Source organism: Erwinia mallotivora (assembly GCF_000590885.1).
Lineage (GTDB): Bacteria > Pseudomonadota > Gammaproteobacteria > Enterobacterales > Enterobacteriaceae > Erwinia > Erwinia mallotivora.
Window position 1 is genome coordinate 44,399 of the sequence record NZ_JFHN01000056.1, and the last position, 17,873, is coordinate 62,271.

Consider the following 17,873-nt stretch of genomic DNA (forward strand, 5'->3'; position numbering starts at 1 on the left):
CCGTGCGGAAGAGGGGAAGCGCTGCCCGGCAACCGGTCATTTCTGCTAATCGATGGCTGCTCAGCCAACGCTGTCGAACAGCATTACCGCAAAGGCAGAAGGAGATCAGAGATTCGCCGTTATCCGGCCCGAATTAATCGGTAATAACAAAAAGGCGGGCTAATTCATCCGGGAAAACGGCGCAAATTACGCCGTCTTTATTCTTTTAAAATCGTGCAAGTGAAAAGGGAGATAAATCAAATTCCGTCGGTTTACCCTGCGCGAAATTAGCGGCAATTTCGCCGAGTACCGTGGCAAATTTAAAACCGTGACCGCTGAGCCCACTTATTAACAGCCGGTCAGAAGAATCGGAAAATGTATCAATAATAAAGTCTTCATCAGGCGAATTATCATAGGTGCAGGATTCGCCATGCAGGCAAACGCCGCACCCGGGCAGGAACTGGCGCAAAAATGAAAACAGTTCACTGCCATCTTCCGCCCGGCTACCGAAAGAGGTGCGCTGCTGTGGTGTGCTGATCGGTTGACCGCCGTCGTGCTTACCAATTTTAATCGCGTTATTTTCCGCCGGGAAGCCATAGTAATGGCCGTCTGCTGTTTCAACGGTAAAGGCCGGAAAACGGTTATTTTCACTGTAGCGTCCGTCAGCCTGATGCCATGCAAACACTTTTCTCACCGGCGTGATCGGTAACTGTGGCAGCAGGGTTTTTACCCAGGTACCGGCGCTCAGCAGCAATTTGCGACCATGAAATGTTCCCTCCGCGGTATGCACCAGCTGAAGTCCGTCACGTTCTTCAAGTCCATCGACCGCGCAGTTAAACAGCTGAGCACAGCCTGCTTCTCTGGCAAGGCGGATTAAATGGCGCACGGCCACTTCCGATTTAAGGTAGCCAGAACTCGCCTCAAAAACCCCAATATAGTCTTCAGGCACAGCAAGTTGCGGCCAGCGGCGGCTAATCTCTTCACCACGCAGGGTTTCAACCGGCAGGGAAAAAGCCGCCGCGCTTTGCAGGACACCGGCAATAAAATCAGACGATTCGGGCGCGAGGTTAATCACGCCGCAGCGCTGCATAATACGTTCCCCGCAGGCCGCCTCCAGCTCATCCCACAGTTGCTGAGCCCGCAGCAGCATGGGGACATAGCGAACACCTTCGCCATAAGCATGGCGGATCAGGCGTGATTCCCCATGGTGGCTGCCCTTGCGATGGGGAGGATGCGCCCGGTCAATCATCAGCACATTCAGGCCTGCCCGGCGTGCGTACCAGCCCGCAGCTGCACCGACCGAACCACTACCTGCCACGATTAAGTCATACACCATCTGGAGCAGATTCCTTTATTCAATGCTTAAAGCAGGGAGGATAACAAAATGCAGCCATAATGAAAAAGGCACTCCGGAGAGTGCCTTGCGGAAAACAATCTGAAAATCAGTGCTTACGGTAATCGCGGTCCTGGTAACCGGTCGCTTCAATCTTGGCAATACCAGCTTCAAGAATGGAGATAAACTGCCGGGCGACATCAGTGGTTAGCCAGTAGGTCTGACCGACCTCGGCCTCATCAGTCTGCTGCTCGTCACTGGAGAGCGAATGCAGACGGATCATCATGGCATCATAGCTGTCGACGGTACTGATATCCCATCCGATGAGGGGATGTGTCTGGATAACATCTTTGTTTCTGTCCATTGTAACCCCCTTTATAACTCGTATTAGTAATGACGACGTCATTGAGGTTCGATGCGGCCTTTTTTTACAGAGCAAAGTAATTATAACAGGATTTTAAATTCGCGCAGCAGCGAAATTTTTATCGCCGGGAGTGAACTTTTAATTACTGTTTATTTAATTCTCAGCCGATAATAATCGTCCGTACACAAACAGAAAATACGCCTTCAGTATAGTCTGAATATTATTTCTGAGGTGACAATTTATCCGCTTATCATCCGTGCACGATGTACGGGAGTGATGCCAGGGATAAGGGCTGAAAGAAAGACCAGAGAATCTGCGCGGGAATAAAATAAATGGCGGTAAAAAGTCGCCTCACAGAGCATCATTTTTTAATTGCATTTGAAAGGTTACCGAAGAGTAGAATCTGGCGGGTTGTGGTGGAAAGCATGGTGATATGGCAAAGAGAGAATGTGCCTGAAACCTTTATACAAGAAGAAATTTTAATGAAAGGGCTGTAAAAAAGCCGGATGGCGAAATCCGGCAAACAACGGAAAAAAATGGGCAGTGCCGATTAATCGTGAGTAAACCAGTCGTCTGCGCTTTCCCAGATTTCCTGCAAAATTTCCGTCACGCGACCTTTCACCTCATGACTGCCACCCATCACCGTCAGGTTGTTGGCTCCCGCATAGCGCACCGAGACGCTGTGAACAGATTCAGGAAACTGCTGGTTAATTCGTTTACCCAGCTCGGCGCTGAGTGCCTCGATGGCACCCGCTGGCAGCGGGGTGGTTTTTGCTACAGTGACTTCAACACGCATAAAAGCCTCCGAATAAGATACTGTAAATATATACAGTTAAATCATCCGAAGCAATCTCTCTGGCAAAAAAATCAGCGCGCCACACGCCAGTTCAGTGTCTCTCCTGCCAGAAACGGCACCAGCGTATCATCACCCAGTTGGACACTCTCCGGTACGGTCCAGGGTTCGCGCACTAACCGAACCGTGCCCTCATTCAGCGGCAGGCCGTAAAAACGCGGACCGTTTTCGGAGCAGAAGGCTTCAAAAAAGCGCAGGGCATCCATCTCTTCAAACACCGTAGCGTAGGCTGGCAGCGAAGACGGCGCATTGAACACCCCGGCACAACCACAGCTGGCCTCCTTGCGATGGCGCAGATGGGGGGCGGTGTCAGTGCCAAGAAAGAAGCGATCGTTACCGCTGGCGACCACTTCGCGCAGCGCCTGCTGATGGGTATTGCGTTTCAGGACCGGCAGACAGTAAAGATGCGGACGTACGCCGCCAACCAGCATATGGTTGCGGTTGAACATCAGATGTTGTGGCGTGATGGTCGCAGCAATAAAGCGATTACCTTCCCGCACATAGTCGGCGGCTTCTTTGGTGGTGATGTGTTCGAACACCACTTTCAGTTCCGGATACTGCCTGCGCAGTGGCTCCATGACCGTGTCGATAAAGCGGGCTTCCCGATCAAAAATATCAATATGTGCCTCGGTCACTTCGCCGTGAATTAACAGCGGCATACCGATTTTCTGCATGCGATCCAGCACCGTGGCGATACGGCTAATGTCAGTCACCCCGTGACTGGAATTGGTGGTGGCATGGGCCGGGTAGAGTTTGGCGGCGGTGAATACGCCGCGGCTGAAACCGTCTTCTATTTCATCTGCATTCAGCGAGTCGGTCAGATAACAGGTCATCAGCGGCGTGAAATCATGTCCGGCGGGTACGGCGGCAAGGATACGCTCACGATAGGCTTCCGCCGCCGCCACGCTGGTAACGGGCGGAACCAGGTTAGGCATCACGATCGCCCGGCCGGAAACCTCGCTGGTAAAAGGCAGCACGGTTTGTAACATTTCATCGTCACGCAGATGAATATGCCAGTCGTCAGGGCGACGGATCAGAAGTTCCTGGGGTTTTGCAGTCATAACAGGCTCCGGCAGAAGTGAGATCGGTATGGCGAATTTGGCCGGGGCCAAGCATAAGCAGAAAGGCGTCGGTTTGCACCTGCTTTGTTGATATGCAGACTAAAAATTGCCGGAGAGCGTTCTCTGTCCGCCAGCGAACAGAGAACGAAAGATTAATCAGTGAAAGGGATAATCAGCTTGCCCGGCTGCACTTCCAGACCTTTGGCGAAGCGTTTTGCCAGCGATTCGGTTTTGCTGCGGTCGGCGCTGAGCACATAAGCCGGTTTCTGATTGAAGTAATCTTTCAGCGACTGGTTGAGATAAGGCGTCAGGGTTTTCAGCACACCCTGCATTTTTTCGGGTTGCACCTGCACATCCACCAGTTGCAGATCCTGCAAATAAATCGCCCCCTGTTCCTTGTTAAACACCGGCTGCGCCTTCATGGTCAGCGTCATCGTCGCTTCCTGCGGCCCAAACAGCGAACTGATATTCACTTTTGCATGACCGGTCAGCGTCACTTTGTTGGGCTCCTCGCGGCCAATCTGACTGCTGAGGTCACTGAGCACGATGTGCGCATCCACCAGTCCGGCGACACCAAGCTGTTTTTCGTAATTATTGTGCTTTTGCAGCGCCTGATTGATTTCCTGTTCACTGATGGTGTACTGCGTCAGTTGGTTGCAGCCGCTGAGTAGTCCCACCAACAGCAGGGCGCTCAGCCCGGCAAAAAATTTTTTCATCATAATCCTCATCATGTTATGCGGTCAGTAACCCTCCTGACCGGAGATGACAGCTTGCCCGACATTGCGGTCAGAGTCACCAGGATTACTGCTCAGAGTCAGGCCATATACCCGTTATCGCGCACCAGGGTGTCGCGCAGTATCCGGAGGGAGAGCCAGCTGCGGTCACGCCACAGGATTATTTTACGGGTAACAGCGGGGATGTTTATAATCATTAAGGGAAATCAGACGTGGTGGCTGGATAAGGTCAGGTCTGCGCGACACCGCGCATGGGGATTTCTGCCGTTTTCAATTATCACCTAAAGGATTCAGGAGAGAAGATGTTTGGCTATCGTTCTGCTGTCCCGAAAGTCCGCCTGACAACTGACCGGCTGGTGGTTCGTCTGGTTCATGAGCGCGATGCGTGGCGTCTGGCTGATTACTATGCTGGTAATCGTGCCTTCCTAAAACCCTGGGAACCCATTCGCGACGACAGCCACAGTTATCCTTCCGGCTGGCAGGCGCGTCTGGGATTAATCTCCGAAATGCACAAACAGGGCAATGCTTACTATTTTGCGGTGATGGACCCTGATGAAACGGAGATCCGTGGCGTGGCGAATTTCAGCAACGTGGTCAGAGGCTCATTTCACGCCTGCTACCTTGGCTACTCTCTGGCGGAGAAGTGGCAGGGGCAGGGGATGATGTTTGAGGCGTTGCAGTCGGCTATCCGTTATATGCAGCGCCAGCAGCGCATCCATCGCATCATGGCTAACTACATGCCACACAACCACCGCAGCGGTAACCTGCTGGCCCGGCTTGGCTTTGAAAAAGAGGGCTATGCCCGGGATTATTTACTGATTGATGGTCAGTGGCAGGATCACGTGCTGACCGCACTGACCACCAAAGAGTGGCAACCCGACCGACGTGGACAATCATCCTGATGAAAATCGTACTTTCCGCCCTGGAGGCGAGGGTGGTGGGCTGCCTGCTGGAAAAGCAGGTCACCACCCCGGAGCAGTATCCGATGTCGCTGAATGCGGTCGTTACCGCCTGCAACCAGAAATCCAACCGTGAACCGGTAATGAGTCTGAGCGACGCAACGGTGCAGGACACGCTGGATATGCTGATAAAAAAACATCTGGTCACCGCCCTGAGCGGCTCAGGCAGCCGGGTGGTGAAATATGAACACCGGTTCTGTAACACGGCTTTTGGCCAGTTAACGCTGAGTCCGGGGGAATTCGCGCTGGTGACCACGCTGCTTTTACGTGGTGCGCAGACGCCGGGCGAGCTGCGGATCCGCAGCGGCAGACTGCATGAGTTTGCTGATGTAAGCCAGGTGGAACAGCGACTGGCGACGCTGGCCTCGCGCGATGACGGTCCATTTGTGGTGCAACTGGCGCGCGAGCCGGGTAAACGCGAAAGCCGCTATATGCATCTGTTCAGCGGCGCAGTGGAACAAACGGTGGACGAAAGCCCTGCCGATACCGATGAAACGCTTGCCGATCGGGTCAGCGCGCTGGAGCACGAGGTGGCGCAACTAAAACAACAGCTGGCAGATTTGTCAGCAAAAATCTGACTGCTGGTTTACCGCGTAAAGGAGAATGAGATGGGCAGGTTGAGAACGGGAATCGTCGGGCTGGGTGCTATCGCACAGAAGGCCTGGCTGCCGGTGGTGACCCGGACAGAGGGCTGGCAGATGTCGGGAGCGTTTTCGCCGGACCAGCAAAAAGCCGCCAGAATTTGCGACAGCAATCGCATCCCGCTTTTTTCCTCGCTGGAACAACTGGCCGCCGCCAGCGATGCGGTATTTGTCCACACCTCCACCGCCAGCCATTTTGCCGTGGTAAAACAGCTGCTGCTGGCGGGCGTCGATGTCTGCGTCGATAAACCGCTGGCGGAAAGCCTCGAGCAGGCGGAACAGTTGGTGGAACTGGCGCAGCGCAAGGGGCGCAAACTGATGGTGGCGTTCAACCGCCGTTTCGCGCCACGCTACCTGCAACTGAAGGCGGAGCTGCATCAGCTGGCCTCACTGCGCATGGAGAAACATCGCTGTGACAGCGTGGGCCCACAGGATCTCTTTTTTACCTTACTGGATGACTATCTGCACGTCGTGGACACCGCGCTGTGGCTCGGTGGCGGCGCGGCTGAATTGCAAAGTGGCAGCCTGCTAACCACCGATGCAGGTGAAATGCTCTACGCCGAGCACCATTTCCGTCACGGCGACAGCCTGATAACCACCAGTATGCACCGCCGGGCAGGCAGCCAGGGAGAAACCGTGCGGGCGGTGGCCGATGGTAGCCTTTGGCAGGTCGATGAAATGCGTGATTTTCAGCAGGAGACGGCAGGGCAGTTGATTATCGACCCGCCGCCCGCCTGGCAAACTACCCTGCAACAACGTGGATTTGCCGGTGTGGTGCGGCATTTTATCGACTGCGCTGCCAATCAGACCGAGCCGCAAACGTCCGGAGAACAGGCGCTGATGGCACAGCGCGTGGTGGAAAAACTCTGGCGCGACAGCCGGGGTGAATAACGCTGTAACAATCGGCTGTGGTTATTTCCTTGCATATCAGTAGACTGTGCCCCTTGCGCCTTTGTGAGAAGGGGCAACGAACCCTAAAACTGCACCTATGTTGTCGTAACAATCAGGAAACGCATGAACCTGTTGAAATCACTGGCAGCGGTCAGCTCAATGACCCTGTTTTCTCGCGTGCTGGGATTTGCCCGCGACGCCATTGTGGCGAGAGTTTTTGGCGCAGGGATGGCAACGGATGCCTTCTTTGTGGCGTTCAAACTGCCTAACCTGCTGCGTCGCATCTTTGCTGAAGGGGCATTTTCTCAGGCGTTTGTCCCCATCCTCGCGGAATACAAAAGCAAGCAGGGAGAGGAGGCCACGCGAATATTTGTCTCCTATGTCGCCGGATTACTGACGCTGGCCCTGGCGGTGATCACCCTCGCCGGGATGTTTGCTGCGCCCTGGGTGATTCTGGTTACCGCACCAGGATTTGCCGACACGGCGGATAAATTTGCGCTGACCTCCTCGCTGCTGCGGGTGACCTTTCCTTATATTCTGCTGATCTCGCTGGCGTCGCTGGTCGGCGCGATCCTCAATACCTGGAACCGTTTTTCGGTGCCCGCTTTTGCGCCGACGCTGCTTAACGTCAGCATGATCGGTTTTGCCCTGTTTGCCGCACCGCACTTTCATCCCCCGGTGATGGCGCTGGCGTGGGCGGTGGTGGCCGGTGGCGTATTGCAACTGGGTTATCAGTTACCGCATCTGAAGAAAATTGGCATGTTAGTGCTGCCGCGCATCAATCTGAAGGATGCGGGCGTATGGCGGGTGATGCGGCAGATGGGACCGGCGATTCTTGGCGTGTCGGTCAGCCAGATCTCACTGATTATAAATACGATTTTTGCCTCCTTTCTGGTTTCCGGCTCGGTGTCCTGGATGTATTACGCCGACCGTCTGATGGAGTTTCCTTCCGGCGTACTGGGCGTGGCGCTGGGTACAATTCTGTTGCCGTCACTGGCGAAAAGCTTCGCCAGCGGCAATCATGCGGAATACAACCGCCTGATGGACTGGGGACTGCGCCTCAGTTTCCTGCTGGCGCTGCCCAGTGCGGTGGCGCTGGGTATTCTGGCGAAACCGCTGACCGTCTCCCTGTTTCAGTACGGCAAATTTACCGCCTTTGATGCATCGATGACGCAACGTGCGCTGGTGGCTTACTCGGTCGGGCTGATGGGACTGATTGTGGTAAAAATTCTCGCGCCTGGCTTCTATTCCCGTCAGAACATTAAAACACCGGTCAAAATCGCCCTTTTTACGCTGCTGATGACGCAGCTGATGAACCTGAGCTTTATCGGCCCGCTGAAACATGCCGGGCTGTCGCTGTCGATTGGTCTGGCGGCCTGTCTTAACGCCCTGATGCTGTACTGGCAGCTGCGCAGGCAAAAGATCTATCAGCCAGAGCCTGGCTGGTTCAGTTTCCTGTCACGTCTGATTATCGCCGTGTTGGTGATGGCGGCCGTGCTGCTGGGGCTGATGTGGGTAATGCCGGACTGGGATCAGGGCAATATGCTGTGGCGGCTGACTCGCCTGGCTGGCGTCTGTGCGGCGGGTGGCGTAGCCTATTTTGCCGTGCTGGCGCTGCTGGGATTCCGTGTACGTGATTTTGCCCGCAGTACGGTGGCATAAGATCATTATTATTGTCATACCTTTCAATGCAAGCTGAACCCGCCAAAACGGGTAGGCTGATAAAATGCGTGCGCTGACAATATTACGTTGAGCACAGGCTGCCAGCGGCAGCCTGAAAATATAAAATACCTCAGCCCAGCCTGAACTGTTGCGTTGCTGTCTGATTACGTTGCCAGAGACGAATGGCAGTAGCGTATTCCGTGGGAGAATTATAAATATCAAGGACCATTTCAGGGTTTCTGTAGTTTGAAATAACATAGCTACCGTTGCTCTGGTATTCTAAATGCCAGTAATGCTCATCTTTCCATTGGTTGTTTTGAAGCCAAACTACGTCTCCAAGTGATACAATCCAGGCAATGATTTGATTGTCATCAAGGCAGGCAATTTGATAAACGTTATCTCCTTTTTCTGAAGCTTTGATGAAACGGAACTTCTGTTTATTATCGGTATTATTAATGTCCATAATAAGAAGCGAAGGTGAAATCCCATTTTGGGTTATGACTTTATTGGCATCAGACGCTGTGATCAGGCGGTGGATACTTTGATCTTCAGGTGCGCTTTCCTCCACGAAAAAACGTTGAGCTGAGGTTTGGTTTCTCCCCCAGATTTGAAGTCTGTTACCATTATCAGTTACTGAAGAAGGCACGTCCAGAACCTGATCATCCATTGCGTAATTTTCAATAACATATCCTCCCTCGCGTTGGTTAATTAAATGCCAGTAGTGCTCATTTTTCCATTGGTTCTTGTGCAGAAACACCTCATTTCCGTTCGTTGTATTCCAGGCAATAATATGTTCGCTTTGTGGGTGAGCAATCTGGAAAACGTCCGGACCTTTATCAGGTGTTTTGATCAGCTGAAATGTGCTATCACTCATTTGAACATCGAAATCCCAAACAATCAGTGCTGAACTGGACGGGGATTTTTTTATTAATTTATTGGGGTTAAGACTTGTTTTTATTACCACGTTACTTTTATCTTCTGGTATTTTTCGTGTCCAGAGATTAATAGTATGAATAAGTGTCTTGTTCCGCCAGTCATTGGCTTTGACCAGATATATAAACATATTTTCATCAGTTATTTCTGTGATGAGATACGTTTGTTGAGAAGCGGACCCTGAGAGAAATACTGGCACGTTAGCATCAAGATAATTAGTATAGGCACGACTGTAACCCGAAATGGTGTGATAGTGGCCAGCAAATACTGCTTTAACATTATATTGCTCAATCAGCCTTTTCAACTGTAGCCTTGCCTGCTCCGGCCAGCCATTCGGTTTATGTACATTGATAAAGCAAGCTCTTTCACCTGCATTTCGCAAAACATTCTCCAGCCAGCTAAACTGATTATCTGCACGTAAATGCATACTGAGTCTTTGCCAGTCGTTAACACCCTGGGCTGAACGTGTTCTTGGGAAATCATAGCCGGTCATGCCGGGAAAGTTATTGAGTTGGATGAAACGTAAATAGGGTCCTTCATCCCATGAATAACTGAAGCTTCCGGTCCAGGTTTCCTCAAAGAGATGCCTTCTGGCCTCTAAGGATTTATTGGTCAGGGAAAGCTGACGATAGTGAGTGTAGAAATTGTGCATGGAACCAATGGCCGCCTGATTTTGCCATGTATCGTTATAATTATTTTCAATATCATGGTTGCCCAACCCGTAACAGTAGGGAGGCCGTAAAGTGGCTAATAAGGAAGCCATAACATCTCTTTGCCATTGATGACCATATGCTGTCATATCACCATTAATAATAACCCGTGTATCAACTCCCATTGTTTGATGATATGAATTAATACTTGAATATTGACTGCTGATTAATTGATGAGAACGGCTTTGCTGTACATCGCTGCTTTCACTTCCACCTGCATCTGTCACGTTGGTCCATGGATATTGAGGGTCAGAAGTTATTACAATACTTTTTAAATTCATGGCAGGTTTCCTTTATATGAATAAAACGATGAGCCTTTCATTTTTACTTTAATTTTACAGGGTGTGATGTTGTGGAAATCAGATGTTCATCCCCTGGTTTTTATCAGTTATTTTTATCGACTTTTATATTTGAAATTTAATCAGTGTTATGATTTTAATGTGTGGATTTAATTTTTCAATTTCGAAAATTAACGCTGGATGGTAATTTTTGATGGGGGTAAATTTCAGGCAGATAAAGGTATTTCTCTGCCGCTTAAAATGAGAAAAGTATGTGCTAATGTCTTAATACTAATAATAAATATCAAAAATGAGGCTGAATGATACGGTGAACTCTTCCTGAATAGCTGTACCTGGTACAGTTGCTGTTTATTGACAGCACAACGGATACATCATAAGCCTGATGCAGTAAGAACCGACTAAAACAAAGTCAAAGATAGACTGGGAGAAAGAGAAGTATCATTCCGCATAGCTATTAAGTGGCTCTTGAGCAAAAGGGGATTTTAAGACAGTCATAAGCGAGGGGGATTTTCAGCAGCAGGATGTCAGTCCCGGCGCTATCATCTGATTTGATGTTATGCAGGATGCAGGGGATACAAAAAGATCATCAGAATGTCTGTTTACTGCTGATTACGCATGACTGTGAGCCAGCCATGCGCATCGGCTTATCTTATTACTTACACCATTCATGCCCTTTAAACCTTACGGCTGATAAAGGCGCTTGAGGTAGCCTGACCGTCCGGGCCATAAAATTTCTGCGTCTGATGCGGGCGCAATACCTGCAACGCCTGATCAGTGAAGCTGATTTGGTGATTCAGTAACAGCCCGTTATGCAGATTGGTGTCACGCAGCTTCATGGTCTGCTCCTGAATGGCAGCCCAGCGACGCGACAGTTCGCTGTGTCGGCTGTAAGGCGCATGGAAGCCAGCGTCTTTTTCAGCGTCGCGGCGCATCTGCTCAAGAAAGTTGAGCGTCGCCAGCAGGGAGTTTTTATCTTCGGTGATACGTTGCAGTAAGCTGCTATTTATCTGGCCGCCTGAGAGCTGTTGCTGCTCTGATGTCATTACGTCGGCCAGACTTGCCAGCACTTCCAGCATCTTATCAAGGGCGGTCAGCAGCTTGTTCATTTACTCAGTTACCTTCTAAAGAATCTTTCGCCTGCTGAATCAGGGCATCAGCGATTTTGCCGGTGTCCATTTTCAGTTCGCCATTACGAATAGCGGTTTTCAACTGTTCCACCCGCGCGGTGTTGATATCCTGCGAACTCGATTTAGTCAGCTGTGACTGGGCACCACTCAGCACAACCTGAGAAGCGGTGGTGGTGGCAGTCGCTTTGCTCTCAACCTGACGTGTTTTCGGTGCAGACGTGTCGGCAGTATCACGGGTCTGAACGGTACTGGCTGGATTCAATGGTTGAGTTCTGTCAATGCTCATATCTGACTCCTGTAAGCTCAGGCAAATTGTCACCTGGAAAATTAGTATATTGCGTCTGTTATTTATTCTATCGGCAGAACTAAGGCTATCTTTAGCCCTTTATAGCGTTATAAGAATATTCCCATCCGCAGCCACTTTTCCGCTGACAATCTGCCCTGAATTCATGCGCACCCGCACCGGCTGTGTCGAGGTCGCATTATTCATCGCCCGTCCTTCGCTGGAGATATTAAACCCTTCCCCGCTGGCGATGACCGTCACGTTTTGTCCCGCCTTAACCCGCCACGGCTGGCGAACCATCATCAGGGTTACCGGCTGGCCCGGTACGATATCCCGCAGCGTCACCGCATCGGTCACCTCAGCGGCCGTCATCACCGTGCGGGCGGGCAGGGTATCCAGACGACCGTGCTGGACCTTCAGATCGGCAGCGGCGATCGCTGAACCGCGTGCAACCTGACGGGCTGCGACGATGTAGTTGCCGGTCACCTGCACTTCAATTTGCAAATAGCGGCGGTTCTGCCCACAGTTGGCGGCGACGCTCATGTTGCCCCACATGCGGCTGTTGCCAGGCAGGGAAAATTGCGGCGTGTCGCAGGCAGGCCACTGCGTCTGAGGGGTTTTCACCACCACCACCAGGGTATCGGCATTCTGGCCGCTTTCTCCATACCGCGTTTTAAAAAACTGATTCAACTGATCCGTCAGTGAAGCGGCACTGGCCGACAGCGTGACCAGGCTCAGCAGCCCGGAGATCAGCAAAGTAAACCCACGCATCGTCTTCTTCCCCCCTTTATCAGATGGCATCGATTCTACTCGTGAGTCTGCCTGGTCAAGGCGCAAATTAGCGACGCTTTTTAGCGCTATTCCGTCGATAGCAGTTTGCCTCCCGCGATTATGCTGTCAGCTCTGAATGCTCACTATGCGGAGGAAGCATGCTCGACAAACTCGACGCCGCACTGCGGTTTAATACCGAAGCGTTGAACCTGCGCGCCCAACGGCAGGAGGTTCTGGCGTCCAACATCGCCAACGCGGACACCCCCGGCTATCAGGCACGCGATATCGATTTCGCCAGCCAGCTGAACAAGGTGATGGAGCAGGGGCGCGCGCAGGGTTCGGGCCTGCAACTGGCGGTGACATCTGACCGCCACATTCCGGCGGAGTCCAGTCAGGCAGCGTCGATGGACCTGATGTACCGGGTTCCTGACCAGCCGTCTGCTGACGGCAACACCGTCGATATGGACCGCGAACGTACCCAGTTTGCGGATAACAGCCTGAAATACCAGACCGATCTGACCGTCATCAGCGGCCAGATCAAGAGCATGATGTCCGTGCTACAGGGGCAATAATTTATGGCACTGATGAGTATTTTTGATATTGCCGGTTCAGCGATGAACGCCCAGTCACAGCGTCTGAACGTGGCGGCCAGTAACCTGGCCAACGCCGACAGCGTGACCGGACCTGACGGACAGCCTTACGTGGCGAAGCAGGTGGTTTTCCAGACCGCTGCTGAGTCAGGTTCTGCTACCGGCGGCGTCCGCGTGGCGCAGGTGGTGGACGATCCGACCCCGGCAAAACTGGTTTACGAACCAGGCAACCCGATGGCTGATGCCAAAGGTTACGTGAAGATGCCTAACGTCGATGTGGTCAGTGAAACGGTGAACACCATGTCCGCTTCACGCAGCTACCAGGCCAACGTCGAGGTGTTGAACACCGTTAAACAAATGATGATGAAAACCCTGACGATGGGTCAATAAGGAGCTGCCTGATGAGTATTGCAGTAGGCGTTAATGAATCCACAGACAACACGGCGATTACCACCACGTCGTCGACCACCGACACCACGGCGGCCGACCTGCAAAGTAACTTCCTGACCCTGCTGGTCACGCAGTTAAAGAACCAGGACCCGACGAATCCGATGGATAACAGCCAGTTAACCACACAGCTGGCGCAGATCAATACCCTCAGCGGTATTGAAAAACTGAACACCACGCTGGGATCGATCTCCGGTCAGATCAACAGCAGCCAGACGCTTCAGGCATCCACGCTGGTCGGTCACGGGGTGATGGTTGATGGCTCGCAGGTGCTGGTTGGCACCAGCAGCGGCAGCACCTCCACCACGCCGTTTGGCGTCAGCCTGGAGCAGGCGTCCACCAGCACCACGGCCACTATCAGTGACTCGTCCGGCAAGGTGGTGCAGACCATCAATCTGGGCGCGCTCAGTGCGGGTGTTCACACGTTCTCCTGGGATGGTTCACAGGCCGACGGCACCACGGCCACCGATGGAAAATACAGCGTAGCGATCAGCGCCAGCAACGCCAGCGGACAGCTGGTGGCGCAGCCACTGAACTATGCACTGGTTAACGGGGTAACTAACGACACCAGCGGTGCCGTTCTGGACCTCGGCACGATGGGCACCACTACCGTCGCGAATGTTCGTCAGATTATATAAATAACCCCTTTTCAGGAGACTACACATGGCATTTTCCCAGGCAGTGAGTGGCTTAAACGCCGCCGCCAGCAACCTTGACGTTATCGGCAACAACATCGCCAACTCGGCGACCGTTGGTTTTAAATCTGCCAGCGTCTCTTTCGCCGATATGTTCGCCGACTCGAAAGTGGGTCTGGGAACCAAAGTGGCGGCGGTGACGCAGGATTTCAGTGACGGAACCACCACCTCTACCAGCCGTGGCCTTGACGTGGCGATCAGCCAGTCCGGCTTTTTCCGCCTGGCTGACACCAGCGGTGCGGTTTACTACAGCCGTAACGGCCAGTTCACGCTGGATTCAGACCGTAATATCGTTAACTCCGATGGTCTGAAACTGACCGGCTACCCGGCAACCGGTACACCGCCAACCGTGCAGACCGGTGCGAACCCGGTGGCGCTGAGCATCCCAACCACCGCGATGCCGGCAAAAGCCACCACCACTGCGGCGATCACCGCTAACCTGAACTCAACGGATACCGTGCCAACCACCACGCCGTTTGATTCAACCAATACCGCGACCTACAACAGCAAAGCGTCAATGACCACCTATGACTCGCTGGGTAACGCGCACACTATCAACCTGTACTTTGTCAAGGGTGCAACCGACAGCACCACCGACCCGACTAACCCGACCACCACCTGGAACGTGCAGGCTGTGGACTCGAGCACCGGTGCCAGTGCGGGCAGCTGGGATATGACCTTTAACAGCAGCGGTCAGCTGACCTCCACCGCCACCCAGACGATCAGCATGGCCACGCTGAACGGTTCTTCTCCGAGCACCTTCGCGCTGGATCTGACCGGCAGTCAGCAGCAGAACACCGGCACCGACACCTTCGGCAACCCAACGCAGAACGGTTACAAGCCAGGCGACCTGACCAGCTACCAGATCAATGACGACGGCACCGTGGTCGGCAACTACTCCAACGAGCAGACCCAGACGCTGGGACAGATTGCGCTGGCTAACTTTGCCAACCCGGAAGGGCTTAAATCTGAAGGTAACAACGTCTGGTCAGCTACCGCTTCTTCCGGACAGGCGCTGGTCGGTCTGGCGGGCACCGGTAACCTCGGCACCTTGACGGCAGGCGCGGTGGAGTCTTCCAACGTTGACCTGAGTAAAGAGCTGGTGAACATGATCGTGGCGCAGCGTAACTATCAGTCTAACGCCCAGACCATCAAAACCCAGGACCAGATCCTCAACACCCTGGTCAACCTGCGTTAACCTGGCTAACAGGGGAGTCAAATGGATCACGCGATATATACCGCAATGGGGGCTGCCACTCAGACCCTCGATCAGCAGGCAGTGACGGCAAGCAACCTTGCCAACGCCTCCACGCCGGGTTTCCGTGCGCAGCTTAATGCGCTGCGTGCGGTGCCGGTGGAAGGGCTGTCGCTGCCCACCCGCACGCTGGTGACGGGGTCCACCCCGGGTGCCGATATGACGCCTGGGGCAATGGACTATACCGAGCGCCCACTGGATGTCGCCGTTCGTCAGGATGGCTGGCTGGCAGTGCAGGCGGCAGATGGCACAGAGGCCTATACCCGCAACGGTAACATGGAACTCAACCCGGCCGGACAGCTCACCATCCAGGGTAACCTGGTGATGGGCGACGGCGGGCCGATTGCCGTGCCGCAAGGGGCGCAGGTGACCATCGCGGCTGACGGTTCGATTACCGCGTTGAATGCAGGCGATGCCCCTAATGCCACAGTTCAGTTGGGCCGTCTGAAACTGGTGAAAGCCACCGGTTCAGAAGTGACGCGCGGTGATGACGGCCTGTTCCGTCTCACCGCCAGCGCCCAGGCGCAGCGTGGTGCCGTGTTGCAAAACGATCCCACCGTTCAGGTTATGCCTGGCGTGCTGGAGGGAAGCAACGTCAATTCAACGCAAACCATGGTTGACATGATTGCAAACTCACGCCGCTTTGAGATGCAGATGAAAGTGATCTCCAGCGTCGATGACAATGAACAACGCGCTAACCAGCTGCTGTCAATGAGCTGAGGACAGAGGAAAACCCAATGATTCGCTCTTTATGGATTGCCAAAACCGGTCTTGACGCCCAGCAAACTAATATGGACGTCATCTCCAACAACCTGGCTAACGTCAGCACCAACGGCTTTAAACGCCAGCGTGCCGTATTTGAAGATTTGATGTACCAGACCATTCGTCAGCCCGGCGCGCAGTCGTCCGAGCAGACCACTCTACCTTCCGGGATGCAGTTAGGTACGGGTACGCGTCCGGTGGCGACGGAACGTCTGCACACCCAGGGCAACCTGAACAAAACCGACTCCTCAAAAGACGTGGCGATCAGCGGCCAGGGTTATTTTCAGGTGCAGATGCCTGATGGCACCACCGCTTACACCCGTGACGGTTCATTTCAGACTGACCAGAACGGTCAGCTGGTCACTAACGCTGGCTTCCCGGTGCAGCCGGCCATCACTATCCCGGCTAACGCCCTGAGCATGACCATCGGTCGTGACGGTGTGGTCAGCGTCACCCAGCAGGGCCAGACCGCCGCCGTTCAGGTTGGTCAGCTGACGCTGAGCACCTTTATTAACGACGCCGGTCTGGAAAGCATGGGTGAAAACCTGTACCAGGAAACCCAGGCCTCCGGTGCACCGACCGACAGCACGCCGGGTAACAACGGCGCGGGGCTGCTCTATCAGGGCTATGTTGAAACCTCTAACGTTAACGTGGCGGAAGAGCTGGTCAGTATGATCCAGACCCAGCGTGCCTACGAGATCAACAGTAAGGCAATCAGCACCTCCGATCAGATGCTGGCGAAATTAACTCAGCTGTAACAGTAAAAGCCGGGTTCGCCCGGCGCTAATGACAAGAACTTTTTCATTAAGGTCGTGATTCCATGGCGCAGCAAATCTCAATGCCTGGACGTTTGTTGGTAGCCACGTTGCTCCTGACGCTTAACGGTTGTGCTTTAGTTCCCCGTAAACCGCTGGTCGAAGGATCGACAACGGCCGAACCGCTGCCTGCGTCACCGCAGGTGGTTAACGGTTCCATTTTTCAGGGCATCATGCCGATGAACTACGGCTATCAGCCGCTGTTTGAAGACAGACGCCCACGCAATATTGGCGATACGCTGACCATTACCCTCCAGGAAAACGTCAGCGCCAGTAAAAGTTCTACCGCGTCGGCCGGACGCGATGGCAGCGCCACGGCGGGCCTGACGGCGGTCCCCAGCGCGATGGCTGGTCTGCTGGGTGGCGACAAAGCCACCGTTGACGGCAGCGGCAAGAATACCTTTGCAGGTAAGGGTGGCGCGACGGCGAATAACACCTTTACCGGCACCATCACCGTTACCGTGAATCAGGTTCTGCCCAACGGCAACCTGAAAGTGGTCGGTGAAAAACAGATTGAGATTAACCAGGGCACCGAATTCATCCGCTTTTCGGGCGTGGTCAACCCACGCACCATCAGCGGCAGCAACAGCGTGATTTCGACCCAGGTGGCGGATGCCCGCATTGAATACATCGGCAACGGTTATATCAATGAGGCACAGACGATGGGCTGGCTGCAACGGTTCTTCCTGAACCTGTCACCATTCTGAGA

Annotated in this window: 21 protein-coding genes; 12 read left to right on the plus strand and 9 right to left on the minus strand. The window is 53.5% G+C overall.

The features are described from left to right. Positions 1-205: 205 nt before the first annotated feature. On the minus strand, positions 206-1,315 hold the full coding sequence (solA, locus tag BG55_RS14970; protein ID WP_034939082.1) for an N-methyl-L-tryptophan oxidase: 1,110 nt from the start codon (positions 1,313-1,315) through the stop codon (positions 206-208). A 106-nt stretch (positions 1,316-1,421) separates the two neighbouring features. Next, positions 1,422-1,676 (minus strand): biofilm formation regulator BssS, encoded by a 255-nt coding sequence (gene bssS / locus BG55_RS14975; RefSeq protein WP_034939085.1) that lies wholly within the window; start codon positions 1,674-1,676, stop codon positions 1,422-1,424. Between the two features lie 332 nt (positions 1,677-2,008). On the opposite strand from bssS, the gene BG55_RS22880 reads away from it, so the two are divergent. Then, complete coding sequence (locus tag BG55_RS22880; protein WP_160170863.1) at positions 2,009-2,173, plus strand: hypothetical protein; 165 nt, start codon at positions 2,009-2,011, stop codon at positions 2,171-2,173. A 53-nt stretch (positions 2,174-2,226) separates the two neighbouring features. Here BG55_RS22880 and dinI read toward each other — a convergent pair whose 3' ends face one another. From dinI to BG55_RS14990, 3 genes are all read right to left on the minus strand, one after another. After that, positions 2,227-2,472, minus strand: coding sequence for a DNA damage-inducible protein I (dinI, locus tag BG55_RS14980; protein WP_034939086.1), 246 nt, complete (start codon positions 2,470-2,472; stop codon positions 2,227-2,229). Between the two features lie 71 nt (positions 2,473-2,543). Next, positions 2,544-3,590, minus strand: a complete 1,047-nt coding sequence (gene pyrC, locus BG55_RS14985; RefSeq protein WP_034939089.1) for a dihydroorotase — start codon at positions 3,588-3,590, stop codon at positions 2,544-2,546. A gap of 152 nt (positions 3,591-3,742) precedes the next feature. After that, positions 3,743-4,306: a lipoprotein gene (locus BG55_RS14990; protein WP_034939209.1), complete on the minus strand. Its 564-nt coding sequence runs from the start codon at positions 4,304-4,306 to the stop codon at positions 3,743-3,745. 320 nt (positions 4,307-4,626) lie between these two features. Here BG55_RS14990 and rimJ point away from each other — a divergent pair, with 320 nt between their 5' ends. The 4 genes from rimJ to murJ all read left to right on the plus strand — a co-directional run bounded on the left by rimJ (position 4,627) and on the right by murJ (position 8,477). Then, on the plus strand, positions 4,627-5,226 hold the full coding sequence (rimJ, locus tag BG55_RS14995; protein WP_034939091.1) for a ribosomal protein S5-alanine N-acetyltransferase: 600 nt from the start codon (positions 4,627-4,629) through the stop codon (positions 5,224-5,226). Then, complete coding sequence (locus tag BG55_RS15000) at positions 5,226-5,861, plus strand: DUF480 domain-containing protein (RefSeq protein WP_034939094.1); 636 nt, start codon at positions 5,226-5,228, stop codon at positions 5,859-5,861. The genes rimJ and BG55_RS15000 overlap by 1 nt, the downstream gene beginning before the upstream one ends. 30 nt (positions 5,862-5,891) lie before the next feature. Continuing rightward, a complete protein-coding gene (locus tag BG55_RS15005) occupies positions 5,892-6,815 on the plus strand; it encodes a Gfo/Idh/MocA family protein (protein WP_034939095.1) in 924 nt (307 codons plus the stop codon). A gap of 123 nt (positions 6,816-6,938) precedes the next feature. Continuing rightward, positions 6,939-8,477 (plus strand): murein biosynthesis integral membrane protein MurJ, encoded by a 1,539-nt coding sequence (murJ, locus tag BG55_RS15010; RefSeq protein ID WP_034939098.1) that lies wholly within the window; start codon positions 6,939-6,941, stop codon positions 8,475-8,477. Between the two features lie 130 nt (positions 8,478-8,607). On the opposite strand, the gene BG55_RS15015 is transcribed toward murJ, so the two are convergent. From BG55_RS15015 to flgA, 4 genes are all read right to left on the minus strand, one after another. After that, positions 8,608-10,401, minus strand: coding sequence for a metallophosphoesterase (locus BG55_RS15015; protein WP_034939101.1), 1,794 nt, complete (start codon positions 10,399-10,401; stop codon positions 8,608-8,610). Positions 10,402-11,093: 692 nt separating this feature from the next. Then, positions 11,094-11,525, minus strand: coding sequence for a flagellar export chaperone FlgN (flgN, locus tag BG55_RS15020; protein WP_034939102.1), 432 nt, complete (start codon positions 11,523-11,525; stop codon positions 11,094-11,096). A gap of 4 nt (positions 11,526-11,529) precedes the next feature. Beyond that, entirely contained in the window at positions 11,530-11,832 is a 303-nt protein-coding gene (flgM, locus tag BG55_RS15025; RefSeq protein WP_034939104.1) for a flagellar biosynthesis anti-sigma factor FlgM, read from the minus strand. 99 nt (positions 11,833-11,931) lie between these two features. After that, positions 11,932-12,600, minus strand: coding sequence for a flagellar basal body P-ring formation chaperone FlgA (flgA, locus tag BG55_RS15030; RefSeq protein WP_034939106.1), 669 nt, complete (start codon positions 12,598-12,600; stop codon positions 11,932-11,934). A gap of 158 nt (positions 12,601-12,758) precedes the next feature. Here flgA and flgB point away from each other — a divergent pair, with 158 nt between their 5' ends. The 7 genes from flgB to BG55_RS15065 all read left to right on the plus strand — a co-directional run bounded on the left by flgB (position 12,759) and on the right by BG55_RS15065 (position 17,871). After that, complete coding sequence (gene flgB / locus BG55_RS15035; RefSeq protein ID WP_034939108.1) at positions 12,759-13,172, plus strand: flagellar basal body rod protein FlgB; 414 nt, start codon at positions 12,759-12,761, stop codon at positions 13,170-13,172. Positions 13,173-13,175: 3 nt separating this feature from the next. Continuing rightward, the gene (gene flgC / locus BG55_RS15040; protein WP_016189529.1) at positions 13,176-13,580 is read left to right on the plus strand and encodes a flagellar basal body rod protein FlgC; all 405 of its coding nucleotides are present in this window, start codon (positions 13,176-13,178) and stop codon (positions 13,578-13,580) included. An 11-nt stretch (positions 13,581-13,591) separates the two neighbouring features. Beyond that, positions 13,592-14,275, plus strand: coding sequence for a flagellar hook assembly protein FlgD (gene flgD / locus BG55_RS15045; protein ID WP_034939113.1), 684 nt, complete (start codon positions 13,592-13,594; stop codon positions 14,273-14,275). 25 nt (positions 14,276-14,300) lie between these two features. Beyond that, positions 14,301-15,530 carry a flagellar hook protein FlgE gene (flgE, locus tag BG55_RS15050; protein WP_034939116.1) on the plus strand — a complete coding sequence of 410 codons (1,230 nt, stop codon included), beginning with the start codon at positions 14,301-14,303 and terminating at the stop codon, positions 15,528-15,530. Positions 15,531-15,551: 21 nt separating this feature from the next. Next, the gene (locus BG55_RS15055; protein ID WP_034939119.1) at positions 15,552-16,307 is read left to right on the plus strand and encodes a flagellar basal body rod protein FlgF; all 756 of its coding nucleotides are present in this window, start codon (positions 15,552-15,554) and stop codon (positions 16,305-16,307) included. 17 nt (positions 16,308-16,324) lie between these two features. Further along, entirely contained in the window at positions 16,325-17,107 is a 783-nt protein-coding gene (gene flgG, locus BG55_RS15060; protein ID WP_034939121.1) for a flagellar basal-body rod protein FlgG, read from the plus strand. 62 nt (positions 17,108-17,169) lie between these two features. Continuing rightward, positions 17,170-17,871 carry a flagellar basal body L-ring protein FlgH gene (locus BG55_RS15065; RefSeq protein ID WP_034939124.1) on the plus strand — a complete coding sequence of 234 codons (702 nt, stop codon included), beginning with the start codon at positions 17,170-17,172 and terminating at the stop codon, positions 17,869-17,871. The last annotated feature ends 2 nt before the right edge of the window (positions 17,872-17,873 follow it).

Excerpts from the sequence above, each read along its gene's own strand:
- flgA (WP_034939106.1), bottom strand. The coding sequence starts at position 12,600 with ATGCGTGGGTTTACTTTGCTGATCTCCGGGCTGCTGAGCCTGGTCACG.
- rimJ (WP_034939091.1), top strand. The coding sequence starts at position 4,627 with ATGTTTGGCTATCGTTCTGCTGTCCCGAAAGTCCGCCTGACAACTGAC.
- BG55_RS15065 (WP_034939124.1), top strand. The coding sequence starts at position 17,170 with ATGGCGCAGCAAATCTCAATGCCTGGACGTTTGTTGGTAGCCACGTTG.
- BG55_RS15055 (WP_034939119.1), top strand. The coding sequence starts at position 15,552 with ATGGATCACGCGATATATACCGCAATGGGGGCTGCCACTCAGACCCTC.
- solA (WP_034939082.1), bottom strand. The coding sequence starts at position 1,315 with ATGGTGTATGACTTAATCGTGGCAGGTAGTGGTTCGGTCGGTGCAGCT.
- BG55_RS14990 (WP_034939209.1), bottom strand. The coding sequence starts at position 4,306 with ATGAAAAAATTTTTTGCCGGGCTGAGCGCCCTGCTGTTGGTGGGACTA.
- flgB (WP_034939108.1), top strand. The coding sequence starts at position 12,759 with ATGCTCGACAAACTCGACGCCGCACTGCGGTTTAATACCGAAGCGTTG.
- murJ (WP_034939098.1), top strand. The coding sequence starts at position 6,939 with ATGAACCTGTTGAAATCACTGGCAGCGGTCAGCTCAATGACCCTGTTT.
- pyrC (WP_034939089.1), bottom strand. The coding sequence starts at position 3,590 with ATGACTGCAAAACCCCAGGAACTTCTGATCCGTCGCCCTGACGACTGG.
- flgC (WP_016189529.1), top strand. The coding sequence starts at position 13,176 with ATGGCACTGATGAGTATTTTTGATATTGCCGGTTCAGCGATGAACGCC.
- flgN (WP_034939102.1), bottom strand. The coding sequence starts at position 11,525 with ATGAACAAGCTGCTGACCGCCCTTGATAAGATGCTGGAAGTGCTGGCA.
- flgM (WP_034939104.1), bottom strand. The coding sequence starts at position 11,832 with ATGAGCATTGACAGAACTCAACCATTGAATCCAGCCAGTACCGTTCAG.
- flgG (WP_034939121.1), top strand. The coding sequence starts at position 16,325 with ATGATTCGCTCTTTATGGATTGCCAAAACCGGTCTTGACGCCCAGCAA.
- BG55_RS15015 (WP_034939101.1), bottom strand. The coding sequence starts at position 10,401 with ATGAATTTAAAAAGTATTGTAATAACTTCTGACCCTCAATATCCATGG.
- bssS (WP_034939085.1), bottom strand. The coding sequence starts at position 1,676 with ATGGACAGAAACAAAGATGTTATCCAGACACATCCCCTCATCGGATGG.
- flgE (WP_034939116.1), top strand. The coding sequence starts at position 14,301 with ATGGCATTTTCCCAGGCAGTGAGTGGCTTAAACGCCGCCGCCAGCAAC.
- flgD (WP_034939113.1), top strand. The coding sequence starts at position 13,592 with ATGAGTATTGCAGTAGGCGTTAATGAATCCACAGACAACACGGCGATT.
- BG55_RS22880 (WP_160170863.1), top strand. The coding sequence starts at position 2,009 with ATGGCGGTAAAAAGTCGCCTCACAGAGCATCATTTTTTAATTGCATTT.
- BG55_RS15000 (WP_034939094.1), top strand. The coding sequence starts at position 5,226 with ATGAAAATCGTACTTTCCGCCCTGGAGGCGAGGGTGGTGGGCTGCCTG.
- BG55_RS15005 (WP_034939095.1), top strand. The coding sequence starts at position 5,892 with ATGGGCAGGTTGAGAACGGGAATCGTCGGGCTGGGTGCTATCGCACAG.
- dinI (WP_034939086.1), bottom strand. The coding sequence starts at position 2,472 with ATGCGTGTTGAAGTCACTGTAGCAAAAACCACCCCGCTGCCAGCGGGT.